Source organism: Cellulomonas denverensis, assembly GCF_012396125.1.
Taxonomy (GTDB): domain Bacteria; phylum Actinomycetota; class Actinomycetes; order Actinomycetales; family Cellulomonadaceae; genus Cellulomonas; species Cellulomonas denverensis.
Genome location: NZ_JAAXOX010000018.1, coordinates 25123 through 44373 on the forward strand (window position 1 = coordinate 25123; position 19251 = coordinate 44373).

Consider the following 19251-nt stretch of genomic DNA (forward strand, 5'->3'; position numbering starts at 1 on the left):
ACAGCGGCGGGACGATTGGTACATCCCTCTGTTAACAGGATGTTTCGGGGCAATCTCGCCGCAGGTCAGCCGCTGGTTACCGCTCAGTAGCGGTTCGGGTCGCCCAGGTCGGCCAAGTCGCCCGAACGGGTCACGCGCCGGGCAGGTAGACGTTCGGCCCGGCCGCCGACGAGCCGAAGGCCAGCCAGGCGGTCCGGCCCGCCGGGACCGCCCCGATCCGCAGGGCGGTCACGCCGAGCTCACCCGGGTCCAGAACGGTCACCGGCCGGGCCGCGGGGCTGGTGACGTCGGCCTGGACGTTCACCTGGGCGGAGACCGCGGCCGGCAGGGCGGTCAGCAGCGACTGCAGGGTGCTCTGGGCGGCCGACACCGCCGCGACCACCTGGCCCTGCGCCGGCATCGGAGTGGTGGTGCCGGTGCCGTAGATCGTGCTGGTCAGGGCGTTCGCCACCGCGGCCCGCAGATCGGCCTGACCGGAGGCCGAGTTGAGCGAGTTCCGGATCGAGGTGCAGGCGGCGGTGGTCACCAGGCCGCAGGCGTTGTTCACCCCGACCGAGACGCCCACCGTCCCGCCCTGCTGCGCCCGCAGCTGGTTCAGGGTGCCGGTGTAGGTGACCGACGTCGGCTCGGTCACCAGGCCCAGGCCGAGCAGGGACACCGTGGTGTCCACCCGGAGGGTCGCCACGCTGGTGTTCAGCGCGGTGGAGATCGCGGCCAGCACCGCGCTCTGATACGCCGGGAGCAGAGTGCCGACCGAACCCGCCGCCGCCGACATGATCGCCGCGGTCAGCACCTCGGTGTTCGGGGCCAGGCCGTTCACCCCGGCGGTGCTGCTGGTCAACGCCGCGACGTCGACGGTCATCCGGCCGGTCGCCAGGTTCAGCTGGACCGGGCCACCGGCGCCGAGGGTCTGGCCGGTCAGCCCGGCGACCGCCGCCGGGACGTTCACCGCCAGGCTCAGGGTCAGCGTCCCGGTCGAGGTGCCGGGGGTCAGGAGATTGAGCAGGTCCTGCCGGGTGCGGAACACGGTGTTGACGTTCGCGGCGGTGCCGGACGCCACCGCCCCGCCGGAGGTCAGCGAGTTCTGGATCGCGGTGGCCGCCGCGGTGGTCTGGGTCGCGACCGCCCGCAGCGCGGTGCTGTCCGCCTCCAGCCGCAGCCCGGACACCCCGTAGGCCCGGGTGGTGGTGTCCCGGGAGATGCAGGCGTCCCGGGTGGTGGTCGAGGCGACCGTGCCGGGGATCAGCCGCAGCCCACCGGTCACGTCGGTGGCGGCGGTGGCGCCCAGGGCCGAGGTCAGCAGCGCCGGGGTGACCAGGGCGCGTAGGTCCACCGTGGCCAGGTCCGGCAGCCCCGACCCGGCGGACTGGGTGGCGGCGTCCAGCACCCCGGCGTTCGACACCGCACCCGACCCGCCGGTCACCAGGCCGGTGCTCGCGGCGCTGCCGTACTGGTTGGCCTGCGCCGGGGTGACCGCGCCGAAGGTGACCGCGGACTCCAGCGTCGCGGAGCCGGCCTGCAGGGCGCTCGCGGACACCGGCGAGACGAAGGCGTTCGGCGCCGTGCCGGTCGCCCCGGCCGGGGTCGCGGAGACCGCCGACCCGGTCTGGGTCACCCGCAGCGGCGCCACCCCGGAGTCGGTGGACCCGCTGCCGACCGTCCCGGCGAACAGCTGCCCGCGGGCGGTGGTCCGGTACAGGCCGGTGTCGCACCAGGTGCTCCGGGTGCCGAGCGTGCCGGTCAGGTACTCCCGGTCGGTCCAGGCCGCGTCGGTGAGCTGCGGGGTCAGCGGGCCGTGCAGGGTCAGCGCGGCGGTGAGAGCCGCCAGCAGGCCCAGGGCGGCCCGGCGTCGGCGGGCCCCGCGTCGTCCTGGCCCGGCCCGGCGCCGGCGGTCCACCGGGCCGCTGCCGAGCGGTTCCGGCCCGGCCTGGCGCCAGCGGTTCACCGGCCCGCCTTGCGCCGGTCCCGTACCCAGGACCCCAGCACCGAACCCAGCAGCAGCACCAGCACCGCCCAGCCGGCCGGGCGCAGATCGGCACCGGTGAGCGCCAACCCGCCCGGACCAGGCGCCGATCCCCCCGCGCCCGGACCGCCCGCCCCCGAACCCGTGGCCCCTGGACCCGCGGCCCCCGGTCCGGGATCCTCCGACCCCTGCGGCGGCACCTCCCCGCCGACCTGATCGACCCGCGACTCCCCGAACGCGTCGAACCGCAGCGCCAGGTACATCGCCTGCCCCTGCGCCTCGGCGGGCAGGTCCTCGGCCACCTGGAGCCGCACCGCCACCTGCTGCGGCCGCTCGCTCGTCAGCTCGCCGACCGGCACCCGGTCCACCAGCACCACACCGTCCCCGGCCGGGGCGGGCAGATCGCGGGCGCCGTGCGGGCATGCGCCGTCCGCCGCCCAGCCGCCGTCACACAGCCGGAGGGTCAGCCGTACCGCGTCGCCGAGCTCCACCAGCGGGCCCCCGGCGATCAGGGTGACCCACACCCGGCCGGTGGCGGCGTCGGCACCGGCCGGCGGGCGGGCGGCAGAGGTGACCCGCCACAGCAGGTCATCGCCCGGCGAGAGAGACCAGTCCGTTCCCGGCGGCAGCGAGGAGGACAACGCCAACACCCCGTCGCCGGCCGGGTAGCCGGTGGCCGGGGGCGCGGTCGGCGTGACGGTGGGCGTGGGCGGCTCCGGGGCGGGTGCGGCGGCCGCGGGCGAAGGTCCCGGGCCGATCAGTACGGCGCCGGTGGCGAGCAGGACCAGGGCACCCGTGATCGCGGCGGTCCGGCGGCGGGGCCGGGGCGCCTCCGGCTCGGACGGCGTGTCCACCCCCGGCCCACCCGCGTGGCTCGGTTCCCGCTCCGGCCCACCGGCGTGGCTTGGTCCCCGCTCCGGCGCACCTGCGTGGCTCGGTTCCCGCTCCGGCCCACCCGCGTGGCTCGGCCCCCGCTCCGGCGCGCTCCGGCGGGGCGGCCACAGCGCCCACAGGATCACCCCGGCGACCAGCACCGTGATCGTCCCCAGCGCCCGCGGGTCGTGCAGCCGGACCAGCGCGACGCCCACCCCCGGCGCGTGGGCCACCACCCGCCGCACCTCGGTCACGTCGTAGGGGAAGGGGTCCGGAGCGTCGTTGGCGTCCCCGCGCAGCACCAGCCGGGTCGACCCGTCCGCCAGCGGCTCGACGGACACCACCCGGTGCGTCACCGGCAGCGGACCCACCGGCGAGGGCACGGTCACCACGTCGCCGACCTGGACCTGCTCTGCGGGCAGGGTGCGCACCAGGGCGGCCGAGCCGGTCGGGATCGCCGGGCTCATCGACCCGGTGCGGAACACGATCAGCCCCAGGTTGAGTGTCACCACCAGCATGACCAGGACGGCGCACACCGCGCCGAAGACCGCTGCGGCGGTCAGCAGCAGCTCGCGGGTCAGGTCGGCGGCGCGGCGCCAGGACCGGCCGGGTGCCGGCGGGGCGCTGTGCGTGCCGGACACCGGTGGCTCAGGAGCTCGTGGCCACGACGTTCCACACCGGTGTCACGGTCTGCCCCTGCAACGACGCACCGGTCGCGGTGGACGGCATCGTGATCTGGAAGCAGAGATCGACCGGCGTCCCGCCGGTGGTCGCATTCGGCGCGGCCGGGATCGGGAACGACGCGGTGCCGTTCGCGGTCAGCGGCTGACCGGCGGCCACGATCACGGTGCCGGCGCCGATCCCCGCGGCGGTGCAGTTCGCCTGGGTGACGCCGGTGCGCACCTGGTAGGTCAGGGCGGAGAACAGGGCGGTGTTGGTGTTCGGCCCGGCGACCGCGCCGTTCAGCACCGCGGTGCCCGCCACCGACCCGGGCGCCGCCCGCAGCTGCAGCGGCGCGTAGACCACCGCACCGGGGGTGAGTGAGGACGCGGCGACGGTGAAGTTCAGCTTCCCGGCGGTGGCGTCGGTGGGCCAGTTCTGCCGGTTCTGCCAGCTCTGCCCGTCGTAGACGTTCTGCTCGACGTTGAACACCGAGGTCCCGATCGGGGTGTCGTTGTTGGTGCCACCGAAGATCCACTCGGTGTCGGTCCAGGCCGCCAGGGTGACGGCGGCGCCGATCCCGAGCACCCCGGCGGCGGCCAGGATCGCGCGCAGGCGCCCGGGTCCTCGCCGCTTCCGGTCACGGGTGTCGACGGTGGTCTGGGTGTGTGGTGCGGACATGGATCCCCCCGGTCTCCACGGGTCGGATGCCCCCTGCATCCGACCGTCGCCCGAGGCGGCCGCACCGCCGCCCCGGGCCCTTATCGGCACAGCTCCCCCTGCTCGCTGTGACGCTCCGTCAGCATCGGCCATGACACCGATATGTGCAAACGCACAATCGAAGTCGCCCGGTTTGTACGGCGATTCTCGAGGGGTCGCGGCGTGTCGCGGGCAAGCGCCTTCCGCAGTGTGGACAGGTGCGCCCGAATCGCCGGAATCGTCAGGCCGGGGGTGTGGCCTCCGCGGCGGCCCGGGCGGCCCGGGGCAGGGCGGTCAGCACCCGGTCCAGCGCCGCGTCGTCGTGCGCGGCGGACAGGAACCATGCCTCGAAGGCGGACGGTGCGGCGTACACCCCGTCGGCGAGCAGGCTGTGGAAGAACGCCGGGTAGCGCCAGGACTCGGAGCCGAGCATCCCGGCGTAGTCCCGCACGCCGCCGTCCACCCCGAAGACGGTGCTGAACAGGTTCCCCGCCACCTGCACGGTGTGCGGCACCCCGGCGGCGGACAGCGACTCGTGCACCGCCGCCCGCACCGTGGCCGAGGCGGCATCGACCCGGGCGTACACGTCGGCGTCCGCGGCGCGCAGGGTGGCCAGCCCGGCGGCGGTGGCCACCGGGTTCCCGGACAGCGTGCCCGCCTGGTAGACCGGCCCGACCGGCGCGAGGTGGTCCATCACCGCCGCCGACCCGCCGAGCCCGGCCACCGGCAGCCCGCCGCCGATCACCTTGCCGAAGGTGAGGATGTCCGGGTTCCAGCCCTCCGGCCGGGACTCCAGCCCCCACCACCCCGCGGGGCCGACCCGGAATCCGGTCAGCACCTCGTCCTGGATCAGCAGGGCACCGTGGGCGTGCGCGATCCGGGCCAGGCCGGCGTTGAACCCGGGCTCCGGCGGTACCACGCCCATGTTGGCCGGGGCGGCCTCGGTGATGATCGCGGCGATGCTCGGGCCGTGTTCGGCGAAGGCGGCCTCGACCGCGGCCAGGTCGTTGTACGGCAGCACGATCGTCTCGGCGGCGACCGCGGCGGTGACCCCGGCCGACCCGGGCAACGCGAGGGTGGCCACCCCGGACCCGGCGGCGGCCAGCAGCGAGTCGACGTGCCCGTGGTAGCAGCCGGCGAACTTGATCACCCGGTCGCGGCCGGTGATCCCGCGGGCCAGCCGGATGGCGGTCATGGTCGCCTCGGTGCCGGTGGACACCAGGCGCAGCCGCTCGACGGCCGGCACCCTCTCCCGCACCGCCTCGGCCAGCTCGATCTCGGTCCGGGTCGGCGCGCCGAAGCTCAGCCCTCGGTCCGCCGCGGCGTGCACCGCGTCCAGCACCGCCGGGTGGGCGTGGCCGAGCAGCGCCGGGCCCCAGGACCCGACCAGGTCGACGTACTCCCGGCCCTCCTCGTCCGTGACGTAGGCACCGCGGGCCGAGGCCAGGAAGCGCGGCGCGCCACCGACCGAGCCGTAGGCCCGCACCGGCGAATTCACCCCGCCCGGCACGACCCCCTGGGCCCGTGCGAACAGCTCCTCGTTCCGGCCGGTCATCGCCACTCCTCCCGCAGCCAGTGGGCGAGTTCGACCGCCCAGTAGGTCAGCACCTGGTCCGCACCGGCGCGGCGGATGCCCAGCACCGATTCGGTGATCGCGCGGCGGCGGTCGATCCAGCCGTTCGCGGCGGCGGCTTCGACCATCGCGTACTCCCCGGAGACCTGGTAGGCGGCCACCGGCACGGTGCTCACCGCGGCGACGTCGGCCAGCACGTCCAGGTAGGGACCGGCCGGCTTCACCATCACGACATCCGCGCCCTCGGCGATGTCCAGCTCGACCTCGCGCAGCGCCTCGCGCCGGTTCGCCGCGTCCATCTGGTAGGTCCGGCGGTCGCCCTCCAGGGTGGACTCCACCGCGTCCCGGAACGGGCCGTAGAACGCGGAGGCGAACTTCGCCGAGTAGGCCAGGATGCCGACGTCGGAGCGCCCGGCGGTGTCCAGGGTGTCCCGGATCACCGCGATCTGGCCGTCCATCATGCCGCTGGGCGCCACCATGTGGGCGCCGGACTCGGCCTGCACCAGCGCCATCTCCGCGTACCGGACCAGGCTGGCGTCGTTGTCCACGGTGCCGTCCGGGGCGAGCACCCCGCAGTGGCCGTGGTCGGTGAACTCGTCCAGGCAGAGGTCCGCCTGGATCACCAGTGCGTCGCCGACCTCGGCCCGGGCGTCGGCGATCGCCCGGTTCAGGATGCCGTCCGGGTCGGTGGCGCCGGAGCCGGTCGCATCCCGGACCTCCGGCACCCCGAACAGGTTCACCGCGCTGATCCCGGCGGCGGCGGCCTCGGCGACCGCCTGCTTCAGCGAGTCCCGGGTGTGCTGCAGGACGCCGGGCATCGAGCCGATCGGCGCGGGCTCGGACAGCCCCTCCTTCACGAACAGCGGCAGGATCAGGTCCGCCGGGTGCAGCCGGGTCTCGGCGACCGAGCGGCGCATCGCGGCCGTGGCGCGGATCCGGCGTGGCCGGATCCGGCCGGGGTGCGCGGCGGCACCGGCGGCCAGGGCGGCGGCGTGCGGACGGGTGGGGTCGATGGTCATGACACCTCTCCATCTGGGGACATCGTGGCGATCAGGGCGGCGACCAGGCCGCTGGGCGACTGCTCCGCGGCGACCGCGGACACGGTCAGCCCGGCGCGCAGTGCCTCGGTGGCGGTGGAGTCGCCGATGCAGACCAGGCGCACCCCGTCGGGCGCCGGTCCGAGCAGGTCGATCAGGTTCCGGGCGGTGCTGCCCGAGGTCAGCAGGGCGGCGTCGATCCGGCCCGCGGCCCACTCCTGCCGGGTGTCCGGCTCGGGCATCGGGCCGGGGACGGTGCGATACGTGGTGACCACGTCCACCGCCCAGCCGTGCGCGCGCAGGCCCCCGGCCAGGGTGTCGGCGGCCAGGTCGCCCAGCGGCAGCAGCACCCGGCGCGGCTCGGGCTGGCCGTCCACCGCGGGCCACACCCGCAGCAGCGTGGTTGCCGACGACTGCCCGGTGGGCACCACGTCGACCCGCACCCCGGCGGAGCGCAGCGCCCGGGCGGTCGACCCGCCCACCGCGGCCACCTGCACCCCGGACAGCAGCTCCGGCAGCGCGGTGCCGGTCTCCTCGGCGCGATCGGCCAGCACCGGCACCGCGGCGGCGGAGGTGATTCCGACCCAGCCGTAGTACCCGGCCTGGACCGCGAGCAGGGTGTCGTCCAGCTCGGTGGGGTCCTCCGGCGGGACGGTCTGGATCAGCGGCACCACCACCGGCTCGGCGCCAGCCGCCAGCAGGGCGATCACCAGCGGGTCCGGTCCCTCGGTCTGCCGGGGCACCAGCACCCGCAGGCCGGTCAGCGGACCCTGCGGGGCGGGGACCAGCCCGGTGTCGGCGGTCATGCGCCCGGCCCCCCGAGCCCGGCCAGGTCGGCGGCGCCGTCGGCGAGCAGGTCCGCGGCCAGGCGCTCGCCCAGCGCGGTGGCCTCGGCGGCGTCGGCCACCGGGTCGCCGGTCAGCGGGGTGCTGCCGTCCAGCAGTAGGCGCTCGGTGCCGTCCGGGCGCAGCACCACGGTGGACAGGGTCAGCGTGCCCTCGGCCAGATGACCGTAGGCGCCGACCGGGGCCGCACAGCCGGCCTCCAGCCGGGCCAGCAGCGCGCGCTCGGCCAGCACCGCGAGCCGGGTGCCCTGGTCGTCCAGCGCCGCCAGGGCCAGGGCCAGCGGGCTGCCGGAACCGATCACCTCGGCCCGGACCTCCACCGCCAGCGCACCCTGCGCCGGGGCCGGGGTCATCACGTCGGTGGGCAGGGTGTCGGTGATCGCGTCCAGCCGGCCGAGCCGTGCCAGCCCCGCCCGGGCCAGCACCACCGCGTCCAGGTCGGCGGCCTCGCCCAGCGCGCGGGCCAGCCGGGTGTCGACGTTCCCGCGGATGTCCACCACCCGCAGGTCCGGCCGGGCGGCCAGCAGCTGGGCGGCCCGCCGCGGCGATCCGGTGCCGACCGAGGCGCCCACCGGCAGCGTGGCCAGGGTCAGGCCGTCCCGGGCGCACAGCGCGTCCCGGGGGTCCTCCCGCGGCGGCACGGCGGCGACCACCAACCCGTCGGCGTCGGCGGTCGGCAGGTCCTTGAACGAGTGCACCGCGACGTCGCAGCGACCGTCCAGCAGGGCGTCCCGCAGCGCGGTGACGAACACCCCGGTGCCGCCCAGGCTGGTCAGCGAGCCGGTCAGCCGGTCGCCGTCGGTGCGGACCCGGACCAGCTCGTGCGGTCCGGCCCCCAGCCGGGTCAGCGCATCGGCCACGTGGCCGGTCTGCGTCAGGGCAAGCTGGCTCGCACGGGTTCCGACCCGGACCGGTTGGGGCATGAGGCCAGTCTCGGTCACCCGGGCCGCCTTGTCGAAGCCGCGGCCGGGTCGCTCCCGGCGAGGTCGGCACCGGCACGCCGGGCGTCCGGCACCACCGAGGCCAATCCGTTCCCGGCCACCCAGGCACCCACCACGGCCAGGCCGGGCACCTCGGCGACCACCTCACGCACCCGGCGGACCGTCTCCCGGTGGGCGGCGCTGGGCACCGGCAGCCCCTGGCGCCAGGTGACCCGGGCCGAGGCGCGCAACCGGCTGCGGTCCAGTGGCACGCCCAGGATCGCCGAGGCGTCGTGCAGGGCCAGGTCGGTCAGGCCGTCCAGGTCGGCGGGCACGTCCGGCGCGCCCTCACCGGCCCGGCCGTAGGACAGCCGCACCACATGCCGCCCCGGACCGGCGGCGCGGGCCAGCCAGCTCCACTTGGCGGTGGCGTGGGTCAGTGCCTTGGCGCGCACCTCCGCCACGCCCTTGGCGACCAGCACCCCGGTGCCCCGGGGGTGAGCGTCCAGCTCCGGCGCGTCCAGCACCAGGGTGGCCAGCACGATGTCGGCGCCCGGGTCGGTGTGCAGGCCGGCCAGCTCGGGGGCGACCGTGGTCAGCAGCTCGGTGGCGCGGGGGGTGGCGACCACCAGCCGCGGCGCGGTCAGCGTGCGGCCGTCCGCCTCCACCCGGAACCGGGCGGCGCCCTGCGCCCGGTGCACCTCGGTCACCGCGGCACCACAGCGCACCTCGCCACCGCGCTCGACCAGGTCGGCGGCCAGCGCGTCCACCAGGGTGTGCAGCCCGCCGTCGAAGGAGTTCACCGCCGAACCGGCCGGGGCGTTCGCCCGCATCGCCCGCACCGCGGGACCCAGCGCGCCTTCCTTCCGCACCGCCGCGACCAGCCCGGGCGCCACCGCATCCGCCGCGATCGCCTCCGGGTCGGCGGCGTGCACCCCGGCCACCACCGGCCGGACCAGGCGCTCGAGCACCCGGCGTCCCATCCGGGCCCGGACCAGCTCCGCCAGGGTGATCACCTCGCCCTCCGGGCGCAGGCCGTGCCGGGTGGGCAGCAGCCGGTCCATCGCCGCGCGCAGCGAGCCGGTCCAGCCGATGGTCCGCCGGACGTCCGCGGCGAACGGGTGCGCCGGGATGCCGAGCAGGCCGGTGCGGGGCAGCGGGCCGGAACCGCGCGGCAACCGGACCCAGGCGCCGTAGGGCTCGGGGGAGACCACCTTGCCGGTCAGGCCCACCTCGCCCGCCAGGTCGGCGACCACGCCGCCGCGGGTGGCGAAGGACTCCGCGCCGGCGTCCAGCGTCATGCCGTCCACCTCGTGCCGGCCGACCACACCACCCGGCGTGACCCAGGCCTCCAGCACCACGGTGTGCAGCCCGGCCAGCGCCAGCTCCCGTGCGGCGACCAGCCCGGCGACGCCGCCGCCGACCACGATCGCGTCCCAGTCCTCGGCGGCCTGCGTCATCTCCACGTTCCTCTCATTCGTCCCCCCGGGCGGGAGCGGCCCTCGCCACTCTGCCGCGTCCGGGCCCGGACGGGCAGGGACCCCCGGCCCTTCAGCGCTCGATCGCGTGCACCAGCGCCACGACCCGGGTGAGCACGTCCGGGTCGGTGGTGGGCGGCACCCCGTGCCCGAGGTTGACCACGTGCCCCGGTGCGGAGGCCCCCCGGGCGACCACGTCGCGCACGTGCGCCTCCAGCACCGGCCACGGTGCGGCGAGCAGGGCGGGGTCGATGTTGCCCTGCACCGGCACCCGGCCGTCCAGCCGGCGCACCGCCTCGTCCAGGGCGATCCGGTCGTCCACGCCGACCACGTCCGCGCCCACGTCCCGCATCGCGGCCAGCAGCTCGCCGGTGCCGGTGCCGAAGTGCACCCGCGGCACCCCCAGGTCGGACACCTGGGCCAGCGTGTGGTGCGAGGCCGGGGCGACCGACCGCAGGTAGTTCTCCCGGGACAGCGATCCGGCCCAGGAGTCGAAGAGCTGCACCGCACTCGCGCCGGCCAGCACCTGCGCCCGCAGGAACCGCCCGGCGACCTCGGCCGCCCAGGTGGTCAGCCGCTGCCAGGAGTCCGGGTCGCCGAGCATCAGGGTGCGCGCGGCCAGGTGATCGCGGGACGGGCGGCCCTCGACCAGGTAGGCGGCCAGCGTGAACGGCGCTCCGGCGAAGCCGATCAGCGGGGTACCGCCGAGGTCGGCGACGGTGAGCCGCACCGCCTCGGTGATCGGTGCCAGCGCCGCGTCGTCCAGCGACTCGGCGGGGTGCTCGGCCAGCAGCCGGTCCACCTCCGCGGCGGTCCGGACCGGGGAGCCGAACACCGGGCCGATCCCGGGCTCGATCCGGACGTCCACCCCGGCCAGCTTCAGCGGCACGACGATGTCGGAGAAGAAGATCCCGGCGTCCACATCGTGCCGGCGCACCGGCTGCAGGGTGATCTCGGCCGCCAGCGCGGGGGTGAGACAGGCCTCCAGCATCTCGGTCCCGGCCCGGGAGGCGCGGTACTCGGGCAGCGACCGCCCGGCCTGCCGCATGAACCAGACCGGCCGGCGCGCGGGCGTGCGGCCGCGGTAGGCATCGATCAGCGGGGCGGAGGCGGTGCGGCCGTCCACCAGCGGATGACCGGCCGGCAGACCGGTCCCGTCGGGGTGGCTGGGCAGCGGACGTGACGGAGTCGACAGCGCGGAGATTGGTCCGCTCCTTTCCTGGAGTGATTCAATCGTAGCTGTGGTGCTGCTCTCGCTGGCCGCGAGCCATCACGATCTCGATCTGTCCGTGCTGGAGCGGCTGTCCGCCGACGCGCACGCGGTGGGGCGGGAGGTCGTGAGCGGACTCGCCCCCGTCTCCGGTGCGGTCGTCCTGGCGACCTGCAACCGCTTCGAGCTGTACCTGGATGTCGACGACTCCGCCGACCCCGAGGCGGTGGACGTGGCCGCGGCCGCCGCGACCGAGGTGGTCGCCGAGCGCTCCGGCTTCCCCGCGCAGCGGGTGTCCGAGGTGCTGACCGCCGCCAGCGGCACCGCGGTCGCCGAGCACCTGTTCTCGGTCGCCTCCGGCCTGGAGTCGATGGTGGTGGGCGAGCGGGAGATCGCCGGGCAGGTCCGCCGCGCGCTGACCTCCGCCCGCCGCGACGGCACCACCACCTCCGGGTTGGAGGGCCTGTTCCAGGCGGCCAGCCGGACCTCCCGCACCGTCGGCTCGCACACCGGGCTCGGCGCCGCCGGCCGCTCGGTGGTCGGGGTGGCCCTCGACCTGGTCGAGCCGGTGCTGCCGGACTGGTCCGCGGTGCGCTGCCTGCTGATCGGCACCGGGTCCTACGCCGGCGCCAGCCTCGCCGCGGTGAAGGCCCGGGGCTGCACCGACATCACCGTCTTCTCCGCCAGCGGCCGGGCCGGGCAGTTCGCCGCCGACCGCGGGGTGGACGCCGCGGTCAGCGACCTGGCCGGGGCGCTGGCCGGGATCGACCTGGTGGTGGCCTGCTCCGGTGCTGCCGGGTCGCTGCTGGACGCCGACGCGGTGCGCCGTGGTTCCTCCGGCCCGCTGGCCGTGGTCGACCTGGCGCTGCAGCACGACGTCGACCCGGAGGTCGGCACCCTGCCCGGCGTCACGCTGGTCGGCCTGGGCACCGTCGCCGAGCACGCCCCCGAGGGCACCTCCGCCACCGTCGCGCAGGCCCGGCGGATCGTCGCGGACGAGGTGCACACCTTCGAGTCCGAGCTGCGCACCCGGGACTGGGACCCGCCGGTGGTGGCCGAGCGCCGCCGGGTGATGGCCGAGCTGGCCGTGGTCAGCGCCGGACTGTCTCCGCGCGATGCCCGGTCGCTGCGCCGCCGGGTGCGTACCGCGCTGCACAAGCCGACCGTCCGGGCCCGCACCGCCGCCCGGGCCGGGGACACCGCGAGCTATGCCGCCGGCCTGGCCGAGCTGGCCGCGATCGATGTACCGTCGCTGGTCAGCGGGGCGGGCGCGGGGGCCGCGGTCCTGGGCTGACGGCCCTCAGTCGTCGAGGTGCGCGACCAGGGACGCCGCCAGCCCGGTGTACGTCGCCGGGGTCAACGCCGCCAGTCGCTCGGCCACCTCCGCCGGCAACCCCAGCCCGGCGATGAACTCCCGCATGTCCGTCGCGGTGAGCCGCCGCCCCCGGGTCAGCTCCTTGAGCCGCTCGTAGGGGTTCTCCATCCCGGTCACCCCGGCCACCGCCGCCGCGCGCATCGCGGACTGCACCGGCTCGCCGAGCACCTCCCAGTTCTGGTCCAGCTCCGCGGCCAGCAGCTCGGTGTTCACCGACAGCGCCGCCAGCCCGCGCCGCACGTTGTCCACCGCGAGCAGTGAGTGCCCGAATGCCGGGCCGATGTTGCGCTGGGTGGTGGAGTCGGTCAGGTCGCGCTGCAACCGGCTGGTGACCAGCGTGGCGGACAGGGTGTCCATCAGGGCGCAGGACAGTTCCAGATTGGCTTCGGCGTTCTCGAACCGGATCGGGTTGACCTTGTGCGGCATCGTGGACGACCCGGTCGCCCCGGCCACCGGGATCTGCACGAAGACGCCGCGGGAGATGTACGTCCACACGTCGGTGGCCAGGTTGTGCAGCACCCGGTTGAACCGGGCGAGGTCCGCGTACAGCTCGGCCTGCCAGTCGTGCGACTCGATCTGGGTGGTCAGCGGGTTCCAGGTCAGGCCCAGGTGCTCCACGAACGTCCGGGACACCTCCGGCCAGTCCGCCCCCGGCACCGCCACCACGTGCGCGCCGTAGGTGCCGGTCGCCCCGTTCAGCTTGCCCAGGTACTCCGCGCGCTCGATCCGGCGCAGCTGACGGCCCAGCCGGTGGGCCAGCACCGCCAGTTCCTTGCCCAGGGTGGTCGGCGTGGCGGGCTGGCCGTGGGTCAGCGCCAGCAGCGGGACCTCGGCGTGCTCCCGGGCCAGGCCGGCGACCTGCTCGACCAGCGCGGTGGCCGCGGGCAGCCAGACCTCGCGCACCGCGCCGCGCACCATCAGCGCATAGGACAGGTTGTTGATGTCCTCGCTGGTGCAGCAGAAGTGCACCAGCTCGCCGAGCGCCGGCAGCGCGGTCCCCTCGGCGGCGGCCAGTCGTCGCTTGAGGAAGTACTCGACCGCTTTCACGTCGTGCACCGTGGTGCGCTCGATCTCGGCCAGTTCGGCGATCTCCGCCGCCCCGAACCCGGTCACCACCGCGCGCAGGTACGCCCGCTCGTCATCGGTGAGCTGTGGCGCGCCCGGCACCACCCGGTGCGAGGTGAGGTGGATCAGCCACTCCACCTCCACGTGCACCCGCTCCCGGTTGAGCGCCGCCTCGGACAGGTGGTCGACCAGCGGTGCGACGGCGGGCCGGTACCGGCCGTCCAGCGGACCGAGGGCGAGCGGCGGGGTGACCTGTGCGAGCTGGACCCGGGCGGCGGACTCCTGAGGCATGGTCCGCATCCTCCCATGTGCCCCGCACCCTTCCCCACCCCGCCCACAGTGCGGCAGCACTGCTGCGAGATCGCGCTACCTCAGTGCACACAGTCCTCAAACACTGAGACCTCCGACCGCAAACCCGGCCCTATAGCCCGCGATCGTCAGTAGTTGGTCCCGTTACTCGACTCGACACCTCCGTGCGACCGATGGCAGCCGTTCAGTCTCTCTACGTGTACGAAGGCCGGGATGGGCCAACGGCCCGGTAGACAACCAAGGAAGAGGTCATGCGCGAACTGGTCGGGGGAGTCGACGCGCTCATCGCGGTGCCGTCTGCCCCGGCTCGGATCTCCGGCGGTGGCGTCCGGACATCCGCGTGCCACTCTCGTCGGCCGGTCCGGCGGCCCATCCCGTGCCCGGCCAGCGAGCGGGCACGATGCAGGCCGATGACCGGTCCTCAGATGGTCGACGGGCCGTCGGCTCCTGTGACGGATCGAGCGTCCGTGGCGCGCGAGGAACGCGGAGGAACACCGATGGTGGCATCCACCGCTGAACGGTGATCGACAACTGAGGCGCGACCTTCTTCGGGACGATGGGCGAGCCGCCAGATAGACAGTGAGGCGACCAGCCCGTTCGGATTGTCCCGGCTGGTCTTTTCGCGTCTGCGATGTGTTCTTTTCGCGCGGATCGCCCACCCGAAGTCGGTGAGCGTGGCGTCGGCGTCCCGACGGCGAACCCACCGGCCGAGCCGACCCCTGCCCCGCGACCGTCGTGTCCGCGAACCGGCGTACCGGTCTCCGCGATCCAGCTCCTGCCGCCCGTGAGTCCACGGGCCCTCCGGCGTCTGGCGACTCCACCAGTGCATAGATGCGAGGCCGGGGACCGCCAGGTCCTCTTGCTGAGCCGTGAACCGAGCCGTTGGAGGCCACGCACGATGAGGAAGACCGTCCGAACATCAAGAAGTCCCGTTCAACGGGCAGCCGCATGGGTCGCCGCGGCGGCGATGCTGTGCGTGACCTTTGTTGTCGGGGGAGGTGTGCAACCGGCCACCGCGGCCACGGCGGATGACACCGCCAAGGTGGAGATCCGCGGCACCGACTTCAACGTGCGACTCGCCAGCGGTTTCAACGGTGAGGTCCGCTCGATCATCGCCGCGCATGACGGCGGGGTCATCGTCGGCGGAAACTTCACCTCCTTCGCCGGGAACTCCAGCATTCCGAACCGGCTGGTCAAGATCAACGCGGACGGGACGCTGAACCACGAGTTCAACGCGAACCTGGGCACCGGATTCGGTGGCGTCGTGTACGACGTGATCGCCCTGTCCGACGGCGGCTACCTGGTGGCGGGGAACTTCACCTCGCTGGCTGGGAACTCCGGGATCCCGAACCGGCTGGTCAGGTTGAATGCCGATGGAACAGTCGACGCGCGGTTCAACGCGCAGCTCGGCACCGGTTTCAACGGTGTGGTGTGGACCCTGGCTGAGGACTCCGCGGGGAACCTGCTGGTCGGCGGCGCGTTCACGTCGCTGAGCGGCAACTCCTCGATCCCGAACTACCTGGTCCGTCTGAAGGCGAACGGCTCGCTCGATGCTGACTTCAATGCCCGCCTGGGCACCGGTTTCAATTCCGCCGTGTACTCGGTGGCGATTGCGCCGGAGGACAAGGTTGTCGTCGGCGGTGCTTTCAACCGACTGAACAATGATGCTACGGTTCCCAATGCGCTGCTGCGGCTGAACGCGGACGGATCGCTGGACTGGGAGCACAACGCCGAGCTGGGCACCGGTTTCAACGGCAACGTCCGGAGTGTGTCGATCACGTCGGTGGGCGGGACGCTGGTGGGTGGAACCTTCACCTCGGCGAATGCCAACTCCGCGGTCCCCAGTCGCCTGGTCAAGCTGAAGCCGAATGGTGCGATGGACGCCGAGTTCAATGTCGGACTCGGGTCCGGGTTCAACGGCACGGTGCAGGTCGCGGTCGAGACCGCTGACCAGGGTGTGATGGTCGGTGGCTCGTTCACCAGCCTCAGCGGGAGCGCGCAGCCGCGCCGCCTGATGAAGTTGGACGCCAACGGCATGTACGACGCCGCTTTCAACGACAACCTGGTCCAGGGCTTCGACTCCACGGTGTACGACGTGTTGATCAACGGCGGGGACGCGGGTGGTTACCTGATCGCCGGTGCATTCCGCAGCCTGGCCGGCAGTCGGTTCATTCCGGCACGCATGGTCTACCTGCAGGATGACGGCACCCCGGGTCCCGACTTCAACTCGCAGCTGTCTGGCGGGTTCAACGGTGACGTGCGGGTCTCGCTGGAAACCTCCGACGGGAAGATCCTGGTCGGCGGAAACTTCACCTCGTTCCGTGGCGACGCCACCGCTCCGGACCGACTGCTCCGCCTGAACAGTGACGGGTCGCTGGATGAGGCCTTCGCCGAGCGCGTCGGCACCGGGCTGAACTCGGTGGTCTACGACGTGGCCGAGCAGGCCGACGGCAAGATCCTGGTCGCCGGGAACTTCACCTCGCTGAATGGCGATGCCACCGCCTCGGACCGGCTGATCCGGTTGAACCAGGACGGCACGCTGGACCGTGAGTTCAACACCTATGTCGGCACCGGGTTCAACTCCGCCGCCTGGACCGTGGAGGTCACCGCCGAGGGCAAGATCCTGGTTGGCGGCGCGTTCACCTCGCTGAGCGGCAACTCCTCGATCCCGAACCGGATGGTGCAGCTGAACGAGGACGGCACGCTGAACACCGAGTTCACCGGCCAGCTCGGCACCGGGTTCAACTCCTACGTCTACGACATCCACGTCCAGGAGGACGGCAAGGTCGTGGTCGGCGGGAACTTCACCTCCCTGGCGGGCAACTCCGGGATCCCGAACCGGCTGGTCCGGCTGAACGCCGACGGCAAGCTGGACACCGAGTTCACCGGCAAGTTGGGCACCGGCTTCAACTCGGTGGTGATGACCGTCTTCGTCTCCGACAAGGGCCAGGTCCTGGTCGGCGGCAACTTCACCAGCCTGAACGGCAGCACGGGGATCCCGCGTCGCCTAGTCCGGCTGGTCGAGGACGGGTCGCTGGACTATGACTTCAACTCGCGGATGGGTCGGGGCTTCAACTACCAGGTCGAGTCGGTGCTGCAGAGCGCCGATGGTGGTGTCCTGGTCGGTGGCCGGCACACCGCGCTGAACAACAACTCCGCCAGCCCGGACCGTCTGGTGCTGCTGAACGCGAGCGGGTCGATCAACACCGACTTCTCCGGGCAGCTGGGCCGCGGGTTCAACGGCCGGGTGTACTCGGTCACCGAGACCTCGATCTCCGGGAACGGCTACCTGGCCGGCGGCACCTTCACCACGCTGGACCGGTCGTCGAACATCCCGGCCCGGCTGATCAAGCTGCACACCGCGGCCAGCCAGGAGGGTGGCGAGGAGGTCGTCGCCGAGCCGCAGATCACCGCGCCGCTCAATGACGAGGTCTTCGACGCCACCGGTCTGGTGCGAGGCACCGGCCAGCCCGGTCGGACGATCACGGTCACCGCCGGTGGTCAGCTGCTCGGCACCACCGTGGTGAACGAGCGTGGCGACTGGATGATCCGGGTGTCGACCCCGCTGACGCAGGGCACGCACGCGATCGAGGCCGAGCAGGAGGAGACCGAGAACACCGCGATGGTCACGGTCGACGTCCTGGGTCACGCCGTGGAGGCGTGGGGCACGGTCGACGGGTATGGCTACGACAGCCAGGACAGCGCCGACCGGGTGATCCAGATCTCGTCCTCGGACGGGTCGGACCCGATGACGGTCGCGGTGACCGAGGACGGCCGCGCCCTGGTCTGGGGCGTCAACGCGGAGTCGCCGGTCCGGGGGATCGCCAGCCAGCAGGGTCTGGTGCAGGTCTCGGTGGGCGACGGCTTCGTGCTGGGCCTGACCCGGGACGGCCGGGTGGTCGGCGCCGGGAGCAATGCGGCCGGTCAGCTCGACCTGCCCGCGGCGCTGGACGGCGCGACGGTCGTGGCGGTCGAGGCGGGGCAGGACATGTCCTACGCCCTGCTCGCCGACGGCACCGTGGTGGCCTGGGGCGCCAACGACAGCGGTCAGACGACCCTGCCGGAGGCGTTGGATTCCGCCACGGCCGTGCAGCTCAGCGCGGGTGACGACCACGTCCTGGCGCTGACCGCGTCCGGCGAGGTCATCGCCTGGGGCAGCGACGCCGAGGGCCAGAGCACCGTTCCGCTCCAGCCGGAGGAGGAGACCGTTCCGGACGAGGACGAGGAGTCCGATCCGGATGGACCCTCCGCCGTGGACGGCTTCGTGCGGGTGGTCGCCGGCGCGGCCACGAGCATGGCGGTGGACGCCGACGGCACCGTGACCGGATGGGGTCGCAACGCCGAACAGCAGCTGGACCTGCCCGCGGGCGTCCAGGGCGCTGTGCAGCGTCTGGCCCTTGGTCATGGCAGCGCGACCGCGCTGCTCACCGACGGCACGATCGCGGTCTGGGGTGCCGATGCGGCTGCCTGGCAGCAGGTGTCCGACGAGCTGGACCGCATGGTGGCCGTGGATGTCGCCGCCGGCCGGGACCACGGTGTGGCCCTGGTCGACCGGGTGGACATCACCAGCCCGACCGCGGAGACCGAGCCTGGCTCGATCAGTGAGCTGGCCGGGACCGCGGCGCCGAACACGACGCTGTCGGTGACGGTGGGCAATGAGAGCGGCAGCCGCGCGCTGTCCGCTGAGGTCGGCGCGGACGGTCGCTGGAGCGTGCCGCTGACCAGTGGGATCGACCCGGGCATCTACACCGCCACCGCGGTGTCTGCTGCGGGCGCCTACGACTCGGTGACGGTCGACGTGAGCTGGCAGTCCGCACTCGCGGCCTCCGGTGGTGCGGTCGCTGCCGACGGTGTCGCCACCCACTGGGTGGAGGTCACCGCCGCCGACGCGACCGGCAACCCCGTGCAGGGCGCCCAGGTGGTGCTCACCCTGCCGGAGCAGCTGATCCTCGCCGGGGGTGCCGCCGCCGGGACGACGGGCGCCGATGGCACCTACCGGGTTCTGGTTGCCTCGAAGGTCGCCGGGGAGTACGAGGTGACGGCGACGGTCAACGGCCAGCCGGTCACGGTCGGCAGCCCCGCGGTGGTGCGGTTCGAGAGCGGTCCGCTGTCGGTCGAGCACTCCTCGTGGGTGGTGGAGCCGGCTGGCTCGCTGCCGGTGGGTGAGCGGTTCACCGCGACGGTGTCGCTGAACGACGCGCAGGGCAACCCGGTGGGTGCTGGGCGCGAGGTGACCTTCTCGGT

12 protein-coding genes are annotated in these 19251 nt (G+C 73.8%); 2 read left to right on the forward strand and 10 right to left on the reverse strand.

Annotated features, from left to right (window positions below; all coding sequences use genetic code 11):
* Positions 1–130: 130 nt before the first annotated feature.
* From HGA03_RS18105 to hemE, 9 genes are all read right to left on the reverse strand, one after another.
* On the reverse strand, positions 131–1945 hold the full coding sequence (locus HGA03_RS18105; RefSeq protein ID WP_168631698.1) for a choice-of-anchor G family protein: 1815 nt from the start codon (positions 1943–1945) through the stop codon (positions 131–133).
* Entirely contained in the window at positions 1942–3477 is a 1536-nt protein-coding gene (locus HGA03_RS18110; protein WP_168631699.1) for a signal peptidase I, read from the reverse strand. Before HGA03_RS18110 ends, HGA03_RS18105 begins: the two co-directional genes overlap by 4 nt.
* A gap of 7 nt (positions 3478–3484) precedes the next feature.
* Positions 3485–4177, reverse strand: coding sequence for a SipW-dependent-type signal peptide-containing protein (locus HGA03_RS18115; RefSeq protein WP_168631700.1), 693 nt, complete (start codon positions 4175–4177; stop codon positions 3485–3487).
* Positions 4178–4436: 259 nt separating this feature from the next.
* Positions 4437–5750: a glutamate-1-semialdehyde 2,1-aminomutase gene (gene hemL / locus HGA03_RS18120; protein ID WP_168631701.1), complete on the reverse strand. Its 1314-nt coding sequence runs from the start codon at positions 5748–5750 to the stop codon at positions 4437–4439.
* Positions 5747–6685 carry a porphobilinogen synthase gene (gene hemB, locus HGA03_RS18125; protein ID WP_239073755.1) on the reverse strand — a complete coding sequence of 313 codons (939 nt, stop codon included), beginning with the start codon at positions 6683–6685 and terminating at the stop codon, positions 5747–5749. Before hemB ends, hemL begins: the two co-directional genes overlap by 4 nt.
* 98 nt (positions 6686–6783) lie before the next feature.
* Positions 6784–7611, reverse strand: coding sequence for a uroporphyrinogen-III synthase (locus HGA03_RS18130; RefSeq protein ID WP_168631703.1), 828 nt, complete (start codon positions 7609–7611; stop codon positions 6784–6786).
* On the reverse strand, positions 7608–8573 hold the full coding sequence (hemC, locus tag HGA03_RS18135; RefSeq protein WP_168631704.1) for a hydroxymethylbilane synthase: 966 nt from the start codon (positions 8571–8573) through the stop codon (positions 7608–7610). Before hemC ends, HGA03_RS18130 begins: the two co-directional genes overlap by 4 nt.
* A gap of 14 nt (positions 8574–8587) precedes the next feature.
* Positions 8588–10030, reverse strand: a complete 1443-nt coding sequence (locus tag HGA03_RS18140; protein WP_168631708.1) for a protoporphyrinogen/coproporphyrinogen oxidase — start codon at positions 10028–10030, stop codon at positions 8588–8590.
* 91 nt (positions 10031–10121) lie between these two features.
* Positions 10122–11252, reverse strand: coding sequence for a uroporphyrinogen decarboxylase (hemE, locus tag HGA03_RS18145; protein WP_373307722.1), 1131 nt, complete (start codon positions 11250–11252; stop codon positions 10122–10124).
* Positions 11253–11289: 37 nt separating this feature from the next.
* On the opposite strand from hemE, the gene HGA03_RS18150 reads away from it, so the two are divergent.
* On the forward strand, positions 11290–12552 hold the full coding sequence (locus tag HGA03_RS18150) for a glutamyl-tRNA reductase (RefSeq protein ID WP_168631705.1): 1263 nt from the start codon (positions 11290–11292) through the stop codon (positions 12550–12552).
* Positions 12553–12558: 6 nt separating this feature from the next.
* On the opposite strand, the gene purB is transcribed toward HGA03_RS18150, so the two are convergent.
* Positions 12559–13989 carry an adenylosuccinate lyase gene (gene purB, locus HGA03_RS18155; RefSeq protein ID WP_373307720.1) on the reverse strand — a complete coding sequence of 477 codons (1431 nt, stop codon included), beginning with the start codon at positions 13987–13989 and terminating at the stop codon, positions 12559–12561.
* Positions 13990–14983: 994 nt separating this feature from the next.
* Here purB and HGA03_RS18160 point away from each other — a divergent pair.
* Positions 14984–19251, forward strand: a 4268-nt coding sequence (locus HGA03_RS18160; RefSeq protein ID WP_210732645.1) for an Ig-like domain-containing protein, incomplete at its 3' end; no start/stop codon positions are given.

Coding starts and splice junctions, on each gene's coding strand:
- HGA03_RS18115 (WP_168631700.1), bottom strand. CDS start 4,177: ATGTCCGCACCACACACCCAGACCACCGTCGACACCCGTGACCGGAAG.
- hemL (WP_168631701.1), bottom strand. CDS start 5,750: ATGACCGGCCGGAACGAGGAGCTGTTCGCACGGGCCCAGGGGGTCGTG.
- hemB (WP_239073755.1), bottom strand. CDS start 6,685: ATGCGCCGCTCGGTCGCCGAGACCCGGCTGCACCCGGCGGACCTGATC.
- HGA03_RS18130 (WP_168631703.1), bottom strand. CDS start 7,611: ATGACCGCCGACACCGGGCTGGTCCCCGCCCCGCAGGGTCCGCTGACC.
- hemC (WP_168631704.1), bottom strand. CDS start 8,573: ATGCCCCAACCGGTCCGGGTCGGAACCCGTGCGAGCCAGCTTGCCCTG.
- HGA03_RS18140 (WP_168631708.1), bottom strand. CDS start 10,030: ATGACGCAGGCCGCCGAGGACTGGGACGCGATCGTGGTCGGCGGCGGC.
- purB (WP_373307720.1), bottom strand. CDS start 13,989: ATGCCTCAGGAGTCCGCCGCCCGGGTCCAGCTCGCACAGGTCACCCCG.